Genomic DNA, 19,440 nt, shown 5'->3' on the forward strand with positions numbered 1-19,440 from the left:
CTTGATGGGTTGAACACGTTCAACGCTGGCGCAATTTGGCCAGCTCTTGCGACACGGCCCGGTTGACCACGTCGATCAGGGTGCGGGACAGCTCTTGTCGCAAGTCCTGCACCAGTGCGTCGGTGTGCCGCGCCAGCACCGGGGCCAGCGCCTCGCGCAAACGAAAATCCAGCATGCCGTCAATCTGGCGCTGGACATCCTGCATCACCCGCTGGGCAATCTGCTGCTCGCTGGGCAATTCGGGGGCCGGCGCCACCGCGGGCGCCTGAATTTCGATGACTTCCGTCAGCACCGGCACCTGGGCCGGTCGCGGACGGGGCGGTACTGCAGCCGTCATGTTGATGTGACCTCGTGGGGGCGAACGTCCCACCCCATGGCCTGGTAGGTTTTCCAGCGGGTGCGCCCGCTGTGGCGATCGTCCGGCGATTGCGAGACGATGTCAAACAGCCGGCGATAGGCCGACAGGCCCTCCGGCACGGTATGGCCCAGGTTCACCAGCACCTCATGCCCCGGTGGCACCTGGTCAGGGCGCGGCGTCAACCACACGGGCGTGTCCTGCAGGCGTGGCGGCAAAGCCCCGTCAGTGTCCAGCACATGCGCGATGAAATCCTGCTCGTCGGCGGTCCAGAGTTGCTGATCCAGCCGACGCAGATCCGACAACTCCCCCGTGACCACCAGTCGAGCGCCCTGGCGGTAGGCCTTGCGCACCAGGCGGTGGGCGTACAACAGCTTGTCGCCCACACCGTGGTGAAACTCGACCGTGCCCTTGCTTGTCATCAAAGCACCATCCCGACCCACTCAGGCCTTCGGAGCACGCGTGGGCTTGCGTGCAGGTTTGGCCTGAGGCGCCAGCGCCTGCTTGCCAGCAGCGGCCTGGTCCAGGATGAACTGGCTGAGCAACATCACCGGACGGCCCGTGCCCCCCTTGGTGCCACCCGACTTCCAGGCGGTGCCGGCGATGTCCAGGTGCGCCCAGCGGTAGGCCTGGGTGAACTTGGCCAGGAAGCATGCGGCCGTCACCGAACCCGCTTCACGACCGCCCACGTTGGCGATGTCGGCAAAGTTGCTCTTGAGTGCGTCGCCGTATTCTTCATCCAGGGGCATGCGCCAGGCGGTGTCACCGCTGTCCTGGCCGGCCGACAGCAGGGCCTGGGCCAGTTCGTCATCGCGCGAGAACAAGCCGCTGTGGATGCCACCCAGGGCAATCACGCAGGCGCCGGTCAGGGTGGCGATGTCCACCACCACGGCGGGCTTGAGGCGCTCGGCGTAGGTGAGCGCATCACACAGGATGAGTCGGCCCTCGGCATCGGTGTTGAGGATCTCGATCGTCTGGCCCGACATGCTGGTGACCACATCACCCGGCTTGGTGGCCGTGCCCGAGGGCATGTTTTCGCAGGTGGGCACCAGGCCCACGACATTGATGCGGGGCTTGAGTTCGGCCAGGGCACGGAAGGTGCCCAGCACGCTGGCGGCCCCACCCATGTCGAACTTCATTTCGTCCATGCCGGCGCCCGGCTTCAGCGAGATGCCGCCCGTGTCGAAGGTGATGCCTTTGCCGACCAGCACCACGGGGGCCTGGCTGGCAGCAGCACCCTCGTAGCGCAGGATGATGAACTTGGGCGGCTGGGCCGAGCCGTTGGTGACCGACAGGAACGAGCCCATGCCCAGTTTCTCAAGGGCGGGGCGCTCCAGCACCTGCGCAGAGATGTGCTTGTACTCGCGCGCCAGTTTGCGGGCTTCGACGGCCAGATGGCTCGGCGTGCAGTGGTTGCCCGGCAGGTTGCCCAGCTCGCGCGCCAGGGCCACGCCGGCCACCTGCGCCTGCGCCTGCTTGAGGGCCGCGCCCAGAGCACTCGCGCTGGCTTTGGGCCCCACCAGGCTCACCTTGCGAAGCTTGCCTGCCGCGGGGGCCGAGGGCTTGGTCTGACGATAAACGTAGGTGGCTTCGTCAGCGGCTTGCACCAGCGCCCGGGCATGGGCCGATTGAAGCGCAAGCCCGTCGGCCGCGACCACGGCCACGTGGGCCACGGCCAGGTCTTTCACGGACGCCAGGCCCTTGGCCACCGCAGATTTGAACGCCTTGGCGCCATCTTGCGCAGCCACGACCAGCACCAGGTGCGGCTTGCCGGCCCCCATGGGGCGGCGGCAAAACAGGCTGCGGCCGGCCTTGAGCGCCAGATCGCCGTGTTTGACAGCGTCGTCGATGAGCGCGTCCACGGCCTTGTCGCCCGTGTGGTGATGTTCGGTGGTGAGCACCACCAGCAAGGCATCGGCCTTGACGCCAGACAGAGCGGCCCCTGGGGCCTCGATGAAGCGGTGTTCCATGCGACGTGCGTCCATAATGGACAGATTGATCCAGTGCAGGCAATGTTATTCGATTCCTCTCTCCGTCGAGAACTCTGGCGCAGCTTTGTGGGCACGCTGGTGATTCTGTTGACCGTGGTGTTGACCATGGTGTTGATCCGCGTGCTCGGTCAGGCCACCAAGGGCTCGTTTGCGCCCGCCGATGTGAGCCTGATCCTGAGCTACGCGGTGGTTGGCCAATTGCCGGTGCTGCTGGCGCTGGCCTTGTTCATTGCCATCGTCACGGTGCTGAGCCGCATGTGGCGAGACAGCGAGATGGTGGTCTGGCAGTCCAGCGGCCTGGCGCAGTGGCGCTTCGTGCGGCCGCTGCTGCGCATGGCCTGGCCCGTGATCGCGCTGGTGGCCCTGTGCTCGCTGGTGGCCAAGCCCTGGGCCTACAACCAGACCGAGTTGCTGAAGTACCGCTACGAAAAACGCTCGGACATGGCCCGCGTGGCCCCGGGACAGTTTCAGAGTTCGGCCGATGGTCAGCGGGTGTTCTTCATTGACAGCCACAGCGACGGGCAGGAGCGAGGCCGCAACGTGTTCATGGTGCTCAGCAATGAGCAAAGCGAGGCCGTGGTGACGGCCCGCGAAGGTCAGTTGCAACTGGACGACGACCACCGCTACCTGGTGCTCAGCCAGGGGGAACGCAGCGAAACCGACCTGGTGACAGGCGTCAAAACCCACGCACGCTTTGAAACAGCCCGGATTCTGGTGGGCGAAGCACCACCGCCCCCTGAAGACACCCAAGACACACGAGGCCTCAGCACCATGGCCTTGTGGCCCTTGCCTGCGGCAGACGCACGGGGCGAAATGGCCTGGCGCTGGGGCTTCATCTGGGCGGCGCTGAACCTGGTGCTGGCCGGTCTGGTGCTGTCCACGGGCAACACACGCCGCCACAGCAGTTGGAACATCGTGGCCGCCCTGCTGGTGTTCGTGGTGTATTTCAACGTCATGGGCCTGCACCAGACGTGGGTGAGCAAGGGCCGCATGGAGCTGTGGACCAGTCTGCTGGCCCTGCATGGTGGCGTCACCCTGCTGATGCTGGCCCTGGTAAAACTCAAGGACGCCCCGTTCCGGCGATGGCCCTGGCAGTTGACCCTGACGCGCACCGGAGGTCGATCATGAAGACCGTGCGCAAGCTGGTCTACCGTGCGGTGCTGCGCCACGTGGTGCTGGTCATCCTGGCCTTCTCCGGCCTGTTTTTTTTCATCGACTTTGTCGATCAGGCCAAACGCATTGGCCGCAATGGCTACACCACCATCGATGCCGTGTGGACCTGCATCCTGATGCAGGGCGGGCACTTCTACAACCTGTTTCCGATCGCCTTGCTGATTGGCGCCATCCTGGCGCTGGCGCGCATGGCGCAAACCTCCGAGTTCACCATCCTCAGAACCGGGGGCTTGGGGCCAGGGCGCGCCTTGGGCCTGCTGGGTGGGCTGGGGCTGGCAGCGGCCTTGATCAGCGCCTTGTCTGGCAACTGGCTGGTGCCACGGGCCGAAGCCGAACTGACCCTGCATCGGGCTCAGTTCCGCGGCGGTGGCAGCTTGAGCCTGGGCGAAGGCGGCACCTGGCTGCGCGAGCAACGCACCCTGGCAGACGGCAGCCGGCAGGTGGTCACCGTGAACGTCGGGGCGGCCAGCGACCAGGGCCGCTTCGAACGGGTGCGCATCTTCGAGTTTGACGGCGAAGGGCACCTGCTCAGACGCCTCGCGGCCAGCAGCGCCACGGTCACGGCACTGCCCGATGGCGCCGCCCAGGAGGGCTCGGTGTGGATGCTCAAGGGGGTGCAGGAAACGGTCTGGCTCAGCCAGTCGCTGGCCAGTGCCACGGGCTCTGGCATGGAGCAGTTGGGGCGCCCCTTGGTGCGAGAGCGGCGCCTGGACAGCCTTGCGTGGTCCAGCAGCCTCACGCCCGTGGTCGTGTCGGCGTCGGTGTTGCCGCCAGAAACCATGTCCGCCTGGGACCTGCGTCGCTACGCCGACCACCTGTCGCTCAACGCCCAGGCCGCCCAGAAGTACGAAATCGAATTCTGGAAGAAGGCGCTGTACCCCCTGGTCTGCCTGGTGATGGTGGGCCTGTCCCTGCCATTTGCCTACCTGCATGCCCGATCGGGGGGCATGAGCCTGAAGATCTTCGGGGGCATCGTGCTGGGCATCAGTTTCGTGCTGGTCAACCACATCGCCAGCCACCTGGGGCTGCTGCATCAGTGGGAGCCCTGGCTGGCGGCCACCTTGCCCAGCCTCCTCTACCTGTTGATCTCGCTGGGTGCCTTTGCCTGGCTGGTTCGTTACCGCTGAGACCCCCCATGTCCACCTCACCTCAAGGCATCCTGCTGTTCGCCCATGGCGCCCGCGACCCGGCCTGGGCGCAGCCATTTGAACGCGCGGCCTCACTGCTGCGCGCACGCGCGCCGGCAGGCGAGCACACACCGCATGTGGTTGAGCTCGCATTTCTGGAGTTCATGACGCCCGACCTGCTGACCGCCGGCCACACGCTGGTGCAGGCCGGATGCCGGTCCGTCACCGTGGTGCCCTTGTTCCTGGGCGCTGGCGGGCACGTGCGCAAAGACCTTCCGCGGTTGATGGGTGAGCTCCAGGCACAGCACCCGCAGGTGTCCTGGCAGCTGAGCGCTGCCGTGGGCGAAACCGACACACTCATCCAGGCCCTGGCGGATGCCGCCTGGACGCTGGCACAACCCCAGACGACCACCACGGACACCTGACGAGGGGCTGGCATGAACCTGCACCAGTTTCGCTTCGTGCACGAAGCGGCGCGCCGCAACCTCAACCTGACCGAAACAGCCAAGGCGCTGCACACGTCTCAGCCAGGCATTTCCAAGGCCATCCTGGAGCTGGAAGAAGAGTTGGGCGTGGACATTTTTGTGCGCCACGGCAAGCGACTCAAGCAGATCACCGAACCGGGTCACCAGGTGCTGCAGTCGGTGGACATCATTTTGCGAGAGCTGGCCAACCTGCGGCGCATCGGTGATGAATACGCCAAGCAAGACGCCGGCACCCTGTCGATCGCCACCACCCACACCCAGGCGCGTTACGTGCTGCCCGCGCCCGTGGCCGCGTTGCGCAAAAAACATCCCAAGGTGGCCGTGAGCCTGCACCAGGGCACGCCCGAGCAGGTGGCCCGCATGGTGCTGGACGGCACCGCCGACATCGGCCTGGCCACCGAATCGCTCAGCGATTTCGCCGATCTGGTCACCCTGCCCTGTTACGAGTGGCAGCACGTGGCGGTGCTGCCGGCCGCCCATCCGCTGGCCAGTGTCTCGCGGCTCACCCTGGAGCAATTGGCCAGCGAACCGCTGATCTCCTACCACCCGTCCTTCACGGGTCGCAAACGCATCGACACCGCGTTTGCGCAGCGTGGCCTGACCCCCGACGTGGTGCTCGAAGCCATCGATGCCGATGTGATCAAGACCTACACCCGACTGGGCCTGGGCATCGGCCTGGTGGCCGAAATGGCGGTGCGCGACGACCCGATGATGGGGCATCCTGACGCCGAACTGGTGTGGCGCCCGGTGGGGCACCTGTTTGGCCCCAACCTGGCCCGCATCGCGTTCAAGCGCGGGGCCTACCTGCGTCAGTTCGTGCTGACATTCGCCGAGCTGGTGTCAGACCGACTGAGCAGCGAAGCCATCACCCAGGCGCTGAAAGCGCCCGCCGGCGGCGAGTCGCCGCCAGACTACGGCCTGTGAAGCGGCTCAACGCCGAGGATCGCTCAAAGACACATCGGGCAAGTCAATGTGCTCATGGTCTGGCGACCCACCCAGCGGTGCGGTGGTGAACGGCCCGGACTTGCCGGACAACTCCAGTTCGTCAAGGTGCAAATCGAGCGTGAAGTCAGGGCGTGCCTCAGGCTGGGCCTTGATCGGTCGCGTGGCCATCAGCGGGGCCACCCCCTCCGGGGTGCTAGCGCTCAGCAACAAGTCCACCGGCGGCTGGTGCTGCTCGCGCTCTGCCAGATCTCTGGCCACGGCATACAAGAACAGCAACTCGCGGTAGGCCGGAAGATCGAATGTCTCGGACTGCTCTTCAGGACGCGTGAGCGAGCGCTCCAGCACCTCCATCGCCTGGGATGGCGTGGTCCACAGGCCCTGCAGGCGCTCGATCACGCCAGGGTATTCATCCAGTCGGTGGCCCTGCTGAAGATCGGCCTCCCAGGCAGGCGCATAGCCGTTGAAGCGCAGGTTGAAGGCCTGCTGCACACGTTCGTAATCGTCGCGGCGACCCAGGCGCTGGTAGATCTCCAGCAGCTTCAGGTAGGGCAGCGGGCTGGCGGCCGTGGCACCATCCACGTGGTTTTCAAGGAGGTCGATGGCAGCGTCATCCTGGCCCAGCACCACGAAGAAGTCGGCTTGCTGTTCCAGGTCGATCAGCTCTTCGACGGTCACGGCGCGACTGAGCTCGGCGGTGGGCGCCATGATTGGCGGCGGTGGCGCGTCGACCCGGACCTTGGGCTCCGGCGTGGGCGCCATGGGGGAGGTCACGGAAGGCGCCACAGCGGGCGGTGCCGGGGGCACTGCTGGCGACGCCATGGACACCGAAGCGGCGGCCAAATGCTCGGCCTCATCGTGAGATTCAGGCTCCGCACGGTGATGGACAAAATCGGCCGAGGTGTGACTGAGGTCTGTGTCGGCGCTGGCCACCGCGCCCACGGCGCTTTCATCGATCTGGGATTGCCACCAGGCCGCCTCGCGCCCGGCCTTCACACGGCGCCACTGCCGGTGGAAGTAAACCGCTGCCACCAGCGCTGCCAACGCCACCAGCGCCAGCACGTACAGCCAGATGGAATGAGACCGCTGAGACTCCAGCTCTTGCAGCCGCGCACGCAAGGTGCCCACCGCTTCGCCCGCCTTCTGGCTGTCGTCTTGAAGCTGTGCAAGACGCTGCTCCAGTTCGCGAACCCGCTGCTGATCGCGCACCACTTCGTCGGGCGCCGCGTTCATGGCACGCCACAAGGCTGCAGCCGCCTCGCGCCGGGCCAGCACCTCGGGGCTGGCCTGCTCGGCCTGCATGCCCTGATCCAGCGTGCTGCTCAAGCGAAGCTCAGGCACCAGCGCGGCGTCCATGCCCGCGGGGTCCAGCATGAGGCGCGGCTGCGATTCGGCGGGCGGCGACCCGGTTGGTGTGGCCGGTGGTGTCGCTGCCGAGCGACGAGCCTCGGTGCGGGCGCGTCGCTGAACAGGGGCGGCAACCGGTGTGTTGGTGCGCGCGGTGGTCTGTGCAACCGATCGCGGCGCCACCGATCGAGCGGACGCGGCGGGCACCACTGGCGAGGCAGAAGCAGAGCCTGACGCGCCGGATGTGGCGCGCGGTGGGGTCATTGGCGCGGCAGATGACACTGGGGCCGCCGGGGCCGCCACCACAGGCGGGTCGGCCAGCACCACAAACTGGCGTGTCATCGAGGCCAGGCAACCTGCCTTGATGCGCACGGTGATGATGGGCTCATGAATGAGCCGGGACGTGGTGACGCGCAGGCGGTGCCCACCTTGATCGGCCAGGTTGGACTGAACGCCCGACTGGGCGCCCAACAAACTCACCTGGACCGACGAATCACTGAGCCGCTCATCGCCGAAGAAGACCTCAGCGCCAACGCAGTCCTGGGTGAGGTCTTCGCTGGCCTCAACGCGAAGCGGAACCGTCAGCGTCAGCGACTCTCCCAGGGTGGCTTGACTGATGGGGCGCCCGAAACCCAGACCGTGCGACGACAAGGATGTCAACATCAACGTCGCGCCAACCAAGGCAGCGGCCGACACCCGCGATATCTGATTCATAAGGTGCATCATGAGGCCTGAGATTTCACTCTAGCATGAAGCCTTGAGCGGGAATCCCCGAAACTGCCCGCCCCTTTGCATGGATTGCGCTGGATGACCACAGAACTGCTGACACACACTCAAGGGAAAACCCTTGTCATGACCCTGAGCGGGGCGGCCCACCGAAACGTGCTGTCTCCGCAGGTTTACGCGGCGGGCGTTGAGGCCCTGAACATGGCCGAATCCAGCCCGGATGTGCAGGCTGTGGTGATCACCGGAGCAGCACGGCATTTCTGCGCCGGCGGCGACCTTCAGCGCCTGCACCACAACCGTCAGCACGACCTGCCGGCCCAACGGGCTGCCGTGCAGTCTTTCCACGACTGGATCGTGGCCATGCGCACCTTCCCCAAACCCGTGCTGGCTGCGGTGGAGGGCCACGCGGCGGGCGCCGGCGTATCGCTCGCCCTGGCCTGCGACCTGATCGTGGCGTCCAGCGAAGCCCGCTTCGGGCTCAGCCACATCCGTGCGGGGCTGAGCCCTGATGGCGGATTGACCTGGGCCCTCACCAATGCCCTGGGACGCCAGCGCGCCTGGGCCGCGCTGGCCTTGGGTGAAACTCATGAAGCCGGGTCGTGGGCTGCGGCGGGGCTGGTGCACAGCTTGTGTGAGCCCGGGCAGGCCCTGGCCAGTGCGCTGGCGCTGGCCGACCAACTGGCGCAGCAGGCGCCCTGCGCGCTTTCCAGCCTCAAAGAGTTACTCAACCAGGCCGAGGCGGGTCTCAGTGCACAGCTGGACAGTGAGTTGAACCATTTCATGCACACCCTTCAACAAGGTGATGCAGGCGCGGCCATCGACTCATTCCTGGCGCGTCGCCGGCGCCAGTGAAGACACTTCTTTGGCCTTGGCGGCCAATTGGGCAAACAATGCACCGACCAGTCGCAACTGGGTGACCTGCAGCGGTTGGCCTGCCATGCGGGCGGTGAGCATGCCCCGGTTGAGCGTGACGACAAAGACGAGGCTGTCCGTCCACCACTGAGACGCGGCCTCTTCCAGCAATGGCGCGCTGCGCGCGAGCCAGGCCTTGGCGGTGCCTTCGGCGTTGCACAACAACACGAACCGGCGGTGCAGCACCGCCGAATCCTGCAGGCTGACCTTGGGGTGCATGGCCAGCCAGCGCATTTCATCCGGCAAGGTGTTGTCGATCTGGGTCTGCATGGCGTTGGTGAACCGACTGAAGACGTCGGACTCCAGCGTCTGCGCCAGCACGCGTGTCAGCATGACCATCTGCACATCCCCGGGCACGCCGGTGTCGGCACGAAACCGCAGTTCTTTGCCGATCACGTACGGGCGCTGTGAATCGCCCCACTCGACCCGCCAGCCAGCCTGGGCCTCAACGACGTAGCCCATGCCCGTCTTGCCCTTGACGCGCTTGAGGACATGGCCTTCTTCTTTGGCCCAATCGGCCAGCACATCGCCCTGGTCTGCCAGGCCGCGACCAGACCCCATCAAGCGTTTCAGTGAAGCGAACATGCGTGTGAAGGCCTCCAGCGGGCAGCCACACATCGGGGCTGCGGTTTCTGGCCTGTCCGGAGGGACTCGAACCCCCGACCTACTGCTTAGAAGGCAGTTGCTCTATCCAGTTGAGCTACGGACAGCCTGTGCGCCGGAGTGTACGTCAAGCCCCTGAGGCCCGATCTTCAGATATGCCCGGTGTCATCGGTCGCCAGCGCGACAACCACAGGGCGTTGGTGACGACACAAACGCTGCTGAAGGCCATGGCTGCGCCGGCCACCATGGGGCTGAGTTCGCCCATGGCCGCCAGGGGAATGCCCAGCAGGTTGTAGCCAAAGGCCCACACCAGGTTCTGCCGAATTTTGGCCGAGGTGCGGCGGGCCACGTCCAGCGCAGCGGGCACCATCAGTGGATCACCTCGCATGAGGGTGATGCCTGCGGCCTGCATGGCCACGTCGGTGCCGCCATCGGGGTGGGCCATGGCCATGCCCACATCGGCGGCGGCCAGGGCAGGCGCATCGTTCAGCCCGTCACCCACCATGGCCACGGTTTCACGCCCCCCGGCCTGAAGACGGTGCACGTGGTCGGCCTTGTCACCCGGCAATACCTCGGCCACCACGTCCTGGATGCCCACCTGACGCGCAATGGCCTGGGCCGCGCCACGGTTGTCGCCTGAGATCATCACGGTCTGCACGCCCAAGGCTTGCAAGGCGCGCACGGCGGCCGGCGCATGGGGTTTGATCGGATCGGAAAAGGCCATGGCGGCCAACACCCTCGCCTCCCCCGCCCCCGGGATGCTCTCCGACGGCTGCCACCACATCCACGACACGCTGCTGCCCTGGGCAGACCATGCGTCCGCCTGAGGAATGCTGTCACGCAAAGCCGACTCGCCCAGGGCGTCGACGGCCCACAAACGACTGCCCAGGCACAGCTGCCCGCCGCGCCCTTGCCAGGCCAGGGACGCCTGAATGCCTCGGCCCGGCACGGCGTGCACATCACGCAGCGCCACCGCATCGGTGGCGGCGGCAGAGGTGGTCTCGGGCATCGGCGAGCGGGTCGCCTCACGCACGGCGCGGGCCAGTGGATGCTCACTGCCGGCCTGCAGGGCTGCTGCCCACCGCAGGGCGTCTGCGGACGACAAACCGCTGCCCGGCGGCACCTGCCATTCCCGCAAGGTCGGATGCCCCTCGGTGAGGGTGCCTGTCTTGTCAAAAGCGACCACGGAGACTCGATGCGCCACCTCCAGCGCTTCGGGATCCTTGATCAGGATGCCATGTCGGGCAGCCGCCCCCGTGCCGGCCATGATGGCCGCTGGCGTGGCCAGGCCCAAGGCACATGGGCAGGCGATCACCAGCACGGCCACGGCACGGATCAGCGCGTCTTCACCCGGCAAACCCGCCCACATCCACCCCAGCCCGGTGGCGATGGCCAACACCAGCACCACCGGCACGAACACGGCCGACACCTTGTCCACCAGGCGCTGGATGGGCGGTTTGGTAGCCTGGGCGTCTGACACACGGCGGATGATCTGGGCCAGCAGGGTCTGACCGCCCACGGCCTCCACCGCCATCACCAGGCGCCCCTCGGCGTTCACGGCGCCGCCCGTGAGCCCATCCCCTGCCTGCTTGGAGACCGGCAAGGGTTCGCCGGTCAGCAGCGACTCGTCCACGTGGCTGCTGCCCTCCAGAACACGTCCGTCGGTGGGCACACGCTCGCCCGGCCGCACCACCAGGCGATCGCCCACGGTGACCTGCTTCAGCGGCACCTCCACCTCTCCTTGAGGCCCCAGGCGCAACACCGTGTCGGGCCTCAAGGCCTGCAAGGCACGGATGGCGGCCGAGGTGGCCCGCTTGGCACGCGCCTCCAGCGCCTTGCCCAGCAGAACCAACGCAATCACCACCGCCGACGACTCGAAGTACAAGGCAGGACCAGCATCATGCGCCGCATGAGCGGCATGTGCGCCTTGCCCGGGGTCGTGGCGCCACCACAGCCACATCGACAGGCCCCAGGCGGCCGTGGTGCCCAAGGCCACCAGTTGATCCATGTTGCCGGCACGAGCCTTCAAGGCCGACCAGGCCGCCCGGTAAAAGCGAGCCCCCAGAATGAATTGCACGGGCGTGGCCAGCGCGAACTGCACCCAGGGGGGCCAGAAGTGATGGTCGCCCCAGAGCATGGGCAGCATCAACGGCACGGCGGCCGCCAGCCCCAGCGTGACTGCCCCCCACACCGACCACCACGACGGCACGTCGTCCGTCACGGGGGCGTCGGCTTCAATCACATGGGCCTCGTACCCAGCATCGTGCACGGTGTCCGTCAGCGTCGTCAGCACCGCTGAGCGCTGATCGCCGGGTGCCTGAACAAGGTGCACCGTGGCCACCTCGGTCGCGAAATTCACCTGCACATCGCTCACATTGGGCTGCTTGCGCAACGCACGCTCGACCCGTCCCACACACGCAGCACAGGTCATGCCCCGAACGGCCAGATCGATGCGGTCGGCAGGGTCAGAAGATGTTGTGGTCGACGAGGAGGCGGGCATGTCCATCATGATGCGCTCACTGAACACGATGTCGCGGGAGCCACCGACAAGTCTGACATGATGGCAAGGTTCACACTGAAGCCCTCACGTTGACCGAGGACCACACCATGAGCACTCAAATCCATGATCTGACCGTCTCTGGCATGAGCTGCCAACACTGCGTGAAGGCCATCACCAAGGCCATCCAGGGTGAAGACCCGTCGGCCATCGTTGAAGTCGAGCTTCCTCAGGGGCTGACCCGCGTGACCACGACATTGGCTCGTGACACCGTGGCCCATCTGATTGAAGAAGAAGGTTATGTCGTCCAGGCATGAGTCTGTGCTCGCGCACCACGGCACCCGCACACCATGAACACCCCATGGCCGATCTCTGAGCAACGCTTGACAGCCTGCGGCATCAGCACCCGCGTGCTGCAGGGTGGCGCAAACGACCGTGCCACAGAGGCCGTGGTCTTTGTCCACGGCAATCCGGGCTCCAGTGAGGACTGGCGCGCCCTGATGGCGCGCGTTGCACCGCACGGGCGCGTGATCGCGATGGACATGCCCGGATTCGGCCGGGCCGACAAGCCGGCAGACTGTCCCTATTCGGTCGAAGCGGGCGCCACCTTCCTGGGCGAGGCCTTGCAGCGACTGGGCGTGTGGCGAGCCCACCTGGTGTTACACGACTTCGGGGGGCCCTGGGGCCTGGCCTGGGCCGCCATGAACCCCATGGGGCTGGCCAGCCTGACCCTGGTCAACACTGGCCTGATGTTGAACTACCGCTGGCACCTCATGGCCCGCATCTGGCGCACACCGGTGCTGGGCGAATTGCAACAGATGCTGACCACCCGACGCGGCTTTCGCTGGGCGTTGAACGTGGGGCAGCGCAAGCCCTTGCCACGCGAGTTTGTGGACCGGATGTACGACGATCTGGATGCGGGCACCAAACGGGCCATCCTCAAGCTGTATCGGGCCACCAGCGACGTCGCTCAACGCAGCGACATGCTGGGGCGCATGCTCAAACCACTGAACCCGAGCACCCTGGTGGTCTGGGGCGAGGCTGATCCTTACCTGCCCGCCCGCCTGGCGGATGATCAGCGCCAGTTCTTTACTCGGGCTGAAATTCACCGACTACCGGACAGCGGTCATTTCCCCTTTGCCGACGACCCCGAAGGCGTGGCGCAGGCCGTGGTGCCGTTTCTGATTCGGCAGCTCAGCAATCGTCCACCTGGGCCTGGATGACCGGGGGGGCGCCCTCACGATCAGGCGCCTGGTAGACCACCCGGCACGCCTGATTGGGAGCGGTGCCGGGCAGATGGAACATGGTGCGATTGCTTTCATGCACCGCCACCCAGCCTTTGGTGTCCACCACCCGCGCGATCCCCTCCGGCGTGCCACCTTGCGGGTAGCCTCGAAGCAAGCGCACCTGCTGGCCGTCATACCGGATCTGGGACACGCCCGCGTACATGTCGCAGCCCTTCTCGATGGCGCAGCGCATGCGGGCCATGGTGCCAGCCACCTGCAGCGTGCCCGCCAGGTGCTCGATGGAAGCCGTTCGCGCGTGCTGGGTCCATTCCGTCAGGCGGGGCAACGCCGACGCGGACACCACACCCATGATCGTGACGGTGCTGAGCACCTCCACCAAGGACCAACCACCTTGGGTGCGACGAGAACACGGGCGACGGCGAAGCAGCATGCAGAACTCCCTGGTCATGAACGAGGGCTCCGGCACTGTGTCCGTGTCTTGAAGCCCAACCGCATGTTGCCAATTCTGCCCGTGCACGACGTCACGATCCACCCCGCAGAACCGGGTGATGCATGAGCCATGAAGGACCTGGTGTCGCCCAGGTTCCACACGCTTGCGCCAGGCAAAAAACTGGGCATCGATCAGCGAATCAGACGAGTCGGAAGAAGACGCTGCAGGCTGGTGCCCTGAAAGTTAACCTACACCGTGTCGGACCGACTCTGCGGCCTGAAACTGCCACGCAGGCCCTACTTTTACAATTAGGCCCCGCTTAAGGTCGCCGACAAGTACGCCAACTTGCGCCAAGTCATGACCGACATCTTTTTGTGCAACGCCAAGTACCAAGGGTCCCTGAGGACTCTCGGCTCACTGACCAAGTGGTCGACGAAGGCGTCAGGCGGGGTAATCGGCGTCAGATGAAGCGAGGGCCCTTAGCACCCAAAAGCGTCGTCGATACGGCTCATACATAGGTAAGCGCTGCTTCGCTCAGGACAACCTTCTCAAAGGCGCATTCAACGCCGGTGCACCGAACTAGAAGTGGCTCAATGACATCACTGAGCTCCAATTTCAGGCAGCCAAGGCATACCCATGGCCGATGATCGACTGCCTTGATGGCCTGATCGTGAGGTGGTCATCTGTACACGACCAAATACCGAGTCGGCCAACGCGATGCTGGACGCGGCCATCGACGAATTCATTGCCTGCTGTGCCGTCTAAATCCAATGGCAAAACGAGGCGCTGGCCAAGGCCCGAAGCACGATCAGATATTGCAGTAGCCTATGAAAGGGGTTTAACCAGCCCAAGTTTTCTGCCGCATCCCTGGTGGTTAATTTTGAATCGGGACTGATAATGTGCTCCTCCTACACGCTGCCGCGCCGACACCCAGAAAGAAACCTGCTCATCCTGGGCAACGGGCTCCGCTACGAGACTGAAACCGGAACCCCTGACGTGACGTTCATCTTCAACGGCCTGGGCGCTGTTGACGCAAGGAGCCAGGAAGTCAATGTCCAGATGACGCGAGATGCCCACGGACGACATCAATTGGTGCTGAGGTCTTCAGGCAACCCAGATGGATTGGCAGACCTAGAGCATCGACTGAACCAGATGCTTGATGAGCATGCCCAAACTCTGGGATGTCTGCCTTCGTCGGGCTACGCTTTGGTCCACGGACTGTGGTCCAGCCATGAAGACGTGATGGTTGACGGCATCTGGTTCAACCCAAGCCTGACCAGGCCCGCTGATCTGGGTCAACGCAAGCCACTACCTCAAGCCTTTCACAACTGGCTTGGCGAGCGCCGCACCACATTTCAGCGCTGGCTGACCAAGCCGCCGATCGACTGGTCATGGCCTTTGATTAATGGACATACCCCCCAAGACGCGCAAGCCGGTACAGCCGCTCCCCAAGGACGCATCCACCACACCCAGCTATTGGACGCGATGCTCAGGTCAACAAGAACTGGAGAAATGCACGAGCTTGAAGAAATCACCCAAGCCAGCATTGAACCCTCACCAGAGCTTCTGCAGGCATCGGATAAGACGATTCAACTGGAGCAAATGTTCCACCTTCATCGTTCGCAGTCCAATACGAAAAACTGGTGGCTGTACGACACCCATGCCTCAACGGTGATCGAGCAGATAGCAGAGCGCTTGAGGCATGCCCAATACTTGGCGTTCAGCCAAGCTGCCTTGAAGCCAAAGGCGGCTGACTGAACAGCCAGGTCTTCATGGCCTGCTCTCGCACCTTTCGCTCGGCCGTGTACGGCGATCGCTCATGCCAGTAAAGGTAAGGCCCATCCAGATAAACCGGCTTGTGAGCCAATTCCGTCATGGGAACCATGGTCAGGAAATCACTCAAGCAGTCGTGGTCAGGCGCGGTGTCCCATACCGCTGCCGGTACGCGGTCGAAAAGAGACTTCCTGAATGCTCGCAGGTGGGCCCAGACATTGCCGCCCCCACACTTGCGCGGAGAGTCATGACTGATCTCGTAGAGCGTCAGGGGTTTGTCTGGCCTGAACATCGGTCCGTTGATGAGATCCGCACCGGAATGCCAAGCGTCCATCAACGCCTGAACCGCATTCACATGCATGAGGGCATCATCCTGGTCCAGCACAACCAGCAGGGTGTCAGGGTTCACACAAATGCGCTCAACTGACTCGCGAAAGTTTTCCATGTACCCAACTCGATCCGTCCGTCTGATCAAGGTCACCCGACCACTCATCGAACCCAATCGATCAGGCAATTCGACGGCACGCCGTGGACATCCACCGTCGTCAATCATGATCACGCCGAAGTCCTGACAAGACTGTGCGCGCAGTGAAGCCAGACAACGATCCAGCTTGCCTGCTGGCGTCTCTCGGCCAAACAGCAGGAAAACCATGTCTTCGCTTCGGCGCGGGTATGCCCAATTCGCCGAGCCCATGAGATCCCATTCGCCTCGCTGCTCAGCAGGAACTCGACCCTGCCCCACCAGATCACGCACGCGACCCATGGGCACCACACATTTGTCTTCGTTCCGAGGATGGATGTAGAAGCTGCGACAGTCGCCACCTCTGACGCTGCGCATGCCCTTTTCCGGCTGGGATTGCTTCAACGCTCGATGCCACATCCACGTCAGCTTTGAACCGCTGATTGGATTCGCGAACGGCCGACGCGCCTTGATCCTTTCCAGGTTCAGCAAGCCACAGCGAACCTCCGGTGCGAACTGGTCAGGTTCACCTGTGTAGGCCTTGAAGCCCACATCCGGTTGAGGGATGTTGAAACCGACGCACCAGACGCCTGGCTCAGTACACGCACGCTTCATGTCCGCGATGACGTCGTGGCGCACATCTGTGCCACCGATCAGCACATCAATGTCCATCTGAAGGACAAATGCCGTGTCCACACGGTCAAATGCCCACAGCTGGGAAGCCACAGGCGCCCCTTCGGCCGTGTGCGATGCATCAACTTGCGGAGCAGCAAACCATCGCTGGTTGATCTCACGAATCTCGACCCGCTCGGTGGGCGCCACCCACACCTCATCCACCAGTCCAGCGTGGATCCATTGATCGGCCGCAACAAGCAGCAGGGGAAGATCGCCCTTGGCGTATTGCCGAAGGTAAGGACCTTCGAAGGGGTCAATCAGAAGAACCTTCTTCGCGAAACGCGCACGCACCTCCAACTCGCTGACCAAATGCTGTACCTGCAGGGTGGCTGAACTCACATCCTGGGGGCAACACTTGATCAGTAGCGTGACATCAGGATGATGTGGATGCACTGGAATCGGCAGAGCTTCGCTTGCATCCAGCAGGCAAGCAGGATGCAGTGATCGCATCACCTCGGCATAGAAGGCATCGAAGCCAGCCAGAGCGTCCAAGGCCTCAACCGATCGCTCAGAGGTTTTTCGTCTCGCCAATTCATGATCAGACCAGCCCAACTCCCCAACGGCATACAGCCGAGCAGCGCAATCCAGGAAGCGCGAAGCGCTCAACCGCACGATGTCTCGCCCGATGTCGATGTACTGCAGTTCACCCGAGCTGGTGATGCGCAGGTTGTCCCGCTTGACGTTGCTGGTCACCACACCGGCGCGGTAAATCGCCTGCAAGAAGCGACGAGACAAAGCCAATGGCCATCGTTGCCCGACCTCCCGCAAGGGTTCTGCGCCCAACTTGATCAGCGCTCCCGGGGAGGGGGCATCGTATATGTCAAATGAAATGACGGCATGGCCAGCGCAAGCGACAAGCTGTTTGATCTGGCGAAGTTCATCCGTTCTGAGCGAGTAGGGATAGAAGCGTTTGAAGACGCCAGCGGATTCGCGCCAAACCACGCCTTCTTGCCCCCATCCAAGTACCGTGGCACCCGACAACATCAGTGCTGCATGCCATGCTTCGGCGGCCTGAGCCAACGCCAGCCTGGACTTTGCCCATGCATCCGATCTCTGATTGACCTGTGTCACGGCACCACCCAGCGCATAAACAGCATACGCAGGCTCGGTCACCACACAGCCATCCTGCGGTCGGTGCATCAACAAGCCGGCAACCAGCCAATGATCCTCGGCACTATTGGCATTGGGATACCGTATGCCTGACCTCGCGCGGAGCAAGAGGTTGCATGAGGGCAACTCATTGGCAACCTGCTGCCGGCAAAAAGCTTGAATGAAGGCGTTGAGCCGACTTCGATTCAGCAAAGTCTCACCCAAGGCCCAGTTCACTGCGGACAGGACCTCCCCGTCGACACACAGGCGATTGCTGCCGATGACGTACAAGCTGTCGCTCAGATTGCCAGCCTGAACCAATGCTCGCAGGCTGTCGGTCTCTGCGAAACGATCGTCGGCATCCATGCGTGCAACCCATTTTGCGCGAGGAAAGCATTGGTCCACCAGATCGAGGAGACCGTTCCTGGCCTGCGGAGGCGAGCCAAAGCGCCCTGCTGCCACCACCACCCGAGGATCAGACAAAAGATCAGCGTCCAGCTGCTGCACCCACCCTTCGTCAGAGCTGTCGTCCAACACCAGGAACGCGATTTCCTCGGCCAGGCTTTGCGCCATGGCGCTCCTCAAGGCCTCCATCAAGCCCTCAGGATGGTTGCGGTGTGACAAACCCACAATGACCGAGGCTTGCAATGCCGCCTCGCTGGGCGACTTCAGAAAGTGGATGTTCCGATGTGTCAGTCGTATCTTGGGTAGTCTCGGCTCCGACCAATCTGGCAGGCAAGGCTGCTCATGCAGGTGTCCGATCATGGCAAATCAATGCCAAAGAGATCACGGGCACGAGACTTGAACTTGGTCATAACATCAGGCGACATCAGGTGACCATGCATGGCCAGGAACTGGAGCAGGCCTGCCCGCTTCTGGGGGCTGCCGGGGCGAGATAAAGCATCTGCCTGGCTGTCAATGTGCCAGGTTGCTGTCATGCGATGGGTGAACGCCACTTTCAAGTCTGGCAGGCCGAGTAAACGCACAGCCAAGTCTCGGTCATTGGTGCTGGGCAAACCATCAGTGAAGCCACCAACACGCATCAAGGCTTCCAACTTGACAAAGGTATTGCTGCCTTGCCACCCGGGGTTGCCAGCCAGGAAGTCATCCCTAGAGACAGAGGACAACGGCGAACGCGGAATCTCAACACCGTCCTTCATCACACGAAGGCCGGACAAGACCACGTCGGCGTCGTCCAACGTACCTGCGAGTTCACATTGGCTCAGGTGATCGGGGTCCCATTCGTCGTCGTCATCGAGTATCGCCACGTAGCCATCAAAACCATGCGACCGAAGCCACGACAAGCCAGTGTTCCACGCGCCAGCTGCCCCCGGCCTGCGTTGGTTCAACAGAACAACAGCCTCTTTGATCAACGAGTGGCTGATCGATTCATCCAACACGCCGGGGTCTGGCAATCGGCTGTCAAACGCGAGCAACAAAAAGTCTGGACGACACTGCTGTTTGACGACAGAGGTCAGTGCGCGGCGCAGCAAATCTGGGTGCTTTGGCTTTGAAGCGATCAGTGTGGCAATGGGTAATTGCTGCCCAGTCATGGCACCTACTCTCAACACATTCTTTGTTACCTGTGTGACCAGCCTGCGGCCCAGA

Annotated in this window: 17 protein-coding genes and 1 tRNA gene; 8 read left to right on the forward strand and 10 right to left on the reverse strand. The window is 63.8% G+C overall.

The window, feature by feature from the left end; all coding sequences use genetic code 11:
* Nucleotides 1-19 precede the first annotated feature (19 nt).
* The 3 genes from WNB94_RS13700 to WNB94_RS13710 are packed head-to-tail and all read right to left on the reverse strand — an operon-like array spanning nucleotide 20 to nucleotide 2,325.
* Nucleotides 20-337, reverse strand: a complete 318-nt coding sequence (locus tag WNB94_RS13700; protein ID WP_341390975.1) for a hypothetical protein — start codon at nucleotides 335-337, stop codon at nucleotides 20-22.
* On the reverse strand, nucleotides 334-777 hold the full coding sequence (locus WNB94_RS13705) for a DNA polymerase III subunit chi (protein WP_341390976.1): 444 nt from the start codon (nucleotides 775-777) through the stop codon (nucleotides 334-336). Before WNB94_RS13705 ends, WNB94_RS13700 begins: the two co-directional genes overlap by 4 nt.
* A 21-nt stretch (nucleotides 778-798) precedes the next feature.
* Complete coding sequence (locus WNB94_RS13710) at nucleotides 799-2,325, reverse strand: leucyl aminopeptidase (RefSeq protein ID WP_341390977.1); 1,527 nt, start codon at nucleotides 2,323-2,325, stop codon at nucleotides 799-801.
* Between the two features lie 42 nt (nucleotides 2,326-2,367).
* Between WNB94_RS13710 and lptF the strand changes: the two genes are divergently transcribed.
* From lptF to WNB94_RS13730, 4 genes are read left to right on the forward strand one after another with little or no spacing between them, the layout of a single operon-like run.
* Nucleotides 2,368-3,474 carry an LPS export ABC transporter permease LptF gene (gene lptF / locus WNB94_RS13715; protein ID WP_341390978.1) on the forward strand — a complete coding sequence of 369 codons (1,107 nt, stop codon included), beginning with the start codon at nucleotides 2,368-2,370 and terminating at the stop codon, nucleotides 3,472-3,474.
* Nucleotides 3,471-4,646: an LPS export ABC transporter permease LptG gene (lptG, locus tag WNB94_RS13720; RefSeq protein WP_341390979.1), complete on the forward strand. Its 1,176-nt coding sequence runs from the start codon at nucleotides 3,471-3,473 to the stop codon at nucleotides 4,644-4,646. The genes lptF and lptG overlap by 4 nt, the downstream gene beginning before the upstream one ends.
* 8 nt (nucleotides 4,647-4,654) lie before the next feature.
* A complete protein-coding gene (locus WNB94_RS13725; protein WP_341390980.1) occupies nucleotides 4,655-5,071 on the forward strand; it encodes a sirohydrochlorin chelatase in 417 nt (138 codons plus the stop codon).
* 12 nt (nucleotides 5,072-5,083) lie between these two features.
* Nucleotides 5,084-6,055 (forward strand): CysB family HTH-type transcriptional regulator, encoded by a 972-nt coding sequence (locus WNB94_RS13730; protein ID WP_341390981.1) that lies wholly within the window; start codon nucleotides 5,084-5,086, stop codon nucleotides 6,053-6,055.
* A 6-nt stretch (nucleotides 6,056-6,061) separates the two neighbouring features.
* Here WNB94_RS13730 and WNB94_RS13735 read toward each other — a convergent pair whose 3' ends face one another.
* Entirely contained in the window at nucleotides 6,062-8,134 is a 2,073-nt protein-coding gene (locus tag WNB94_RS13735) for a type IV pilus assembly protein FimV (protein ID WP_341390982.1), read from the reverse strand.
* A 138-nt stretch (nucleotides 8,135-8,272) separates the two neighbouring features.
* Between WNB94_RS13735 and WNB94_RS13740 the strand changes: the two genes are divergently transcribed.
* Complete coding sequence (locus tag WNB94_RS13740) at nucleotides 8,273-8,998, forward strand: enoyl-CoA hydratase-related protein (RefSeq protein ID WP_341390983.1); 726 nt, start codon at nucleotides 8,273-8,275, stop codon at nucleotides 8,996-8,998.
* On the opposite strand, the gene WNB94_RS13745 is transcribed toward WNB94_RS13740, so the two are convergent.
* The 3 genes from WNB94_RS13745 to WNB94_RS13755 form a co-directional block, all read right to left on the reverse strand.
* Nucleotides 8,969-9,643 carry a hypothetical protein gene (locus WNB94_RS13745; protein WP_341390984.1) on the reverse strand — a complete coding sequence of 225 codons (675 nt, stop codon included), beginning with the start codon at nucleotides 9,641-9,643 and terminating at the stop codon, nucleotides 8,969-8,971. The two genes, WNB94_RS13740 and WNB94_RS13745, sit on opposite strands and share 30 nt — an antisense overlap.
* 48 nt (nucleotides 9,644-9,691) lie before the next feature.
* Nucleotides 9,692-9,768, reverse strand: a tRNA-Arg gene (locus tag WNB94_RS13750).
* A gap of 20 nt (nucleotides 9,769-9,788) precedes the next feature.
* Nucleotides 9,789-12,170, reverse strand: a complete 2,382-nt coding sequence (locus WNB94_RS13755) for a heavy metal translocating P-type ATPase (RefSeq protein ID WP_445819078.1) — start codon at nucleotides 12,168-12,170, stop codon at nucleotides 9,789-9,791.
* Between the two features lie 98 nt (nucleotides 12,171-12,268).
* Between WNB94_RS13755 and WNB94_RS13760 the strand changes: the two genes are divergently transcribed.
* Entirely contained in the window at nucleotides 12,269-12,475 is a 207-nt protein-coding gene (locus tag WNB94_RS13760; RefSeq protein WP_341390985.1) for a heavy-metal-associated domain-containing protein, read from the forward strand.
* A gap of 33 nt (nucleotides 12,476-12,508) precedes the next feature.
* Nucleotides 12,509-13,381: an alpha/beta fold hydrolase gene (locus WNB94_RS13765; protein ID WP_341390986.1), complete on the forward strand. Its 873-nt coding sequence runs from the start codon at nucleotides 12,509-12,511 to the stop codon at nucleotides 13,379-13,381.
* Here the strand turns inward: WNB94_RS13765 and WNB94_RS13770 are convergent.
* On the reverse strand, nucleotides 13,353-13,835 hold the full coding sequence (locus WNB94_RS13770) for a pilus assembly FimT family protein (protein WP_341390987.1): 483 nt from the start codon (nucleotides 13,833-13,835) through the stop codon (nucleotides 13,353-13,355). The two genes, WNB94_RS13765 and WNB94_RS13770, sit on opposite strands and share 29 nt — an antisense overlap.
* 897 nt (nucleotides 13,836-14,732) lie before the next feature.
* On the opposite strand from WNB94_RS13770, the gene WNB94_RS13775 reads away from it, so the two are divergent.
* On the forward strand, nucleotides 14,733-15,593 hold the full coding sequence (locus tag WNB94_RS13775) for a hypothetical protein (protein WP_341390988.1): 861 nt from the start codon (nucleotides 14,733-14,735) through the stop codon (nucleotides 15,591-15,593).
* On the opposite strand, the gene WNB94_RS13780 is transcribed toward WNB94_RS13775, so the two are convergent.
* Complete coding sequence (locus WNB94_RS13780; protein ID WP_341390989.1) at nucleotides 15,556-18,597, reverse strand: glycosyltransferase family 2 protein; 3,042 nt, start codon at nucleotides 18,595-18,597, stop codon at nucleotides 15,556-15,558. The two genes, WNB94_RS13775 and WNB94_RS13780, sit on opposite strands and share 38 nt — an antisense overlap.
* Nucleotides 18,594-19,385, reverse strand: a complete 792-nt coding sequence (locus tag WNB94_RS13785; RefSeq protein WP_341390990.1) for a glycosyltransferase — start codon at nucleotides 19,383-19,385, stop codon at nucleotides 18,594-18,596. The genes WNB94_RS13780 and WNB94_RS13785 overlap by 4 nt, the downstream gene beginning before the upstream one ends.
* Nucleotides 19,386-19,440 lie beyond the last annotated feature (55 nt).

This window comes from Aquabacterium sp. A3, assembly GCF_038069945.1.
Classification (GTDB): domain Bacteria; phylum Pseudomonadota; class Gammaproteobacteria; order Burkholderiales; family Burkholderiaceae_C; genus Aquabacterium.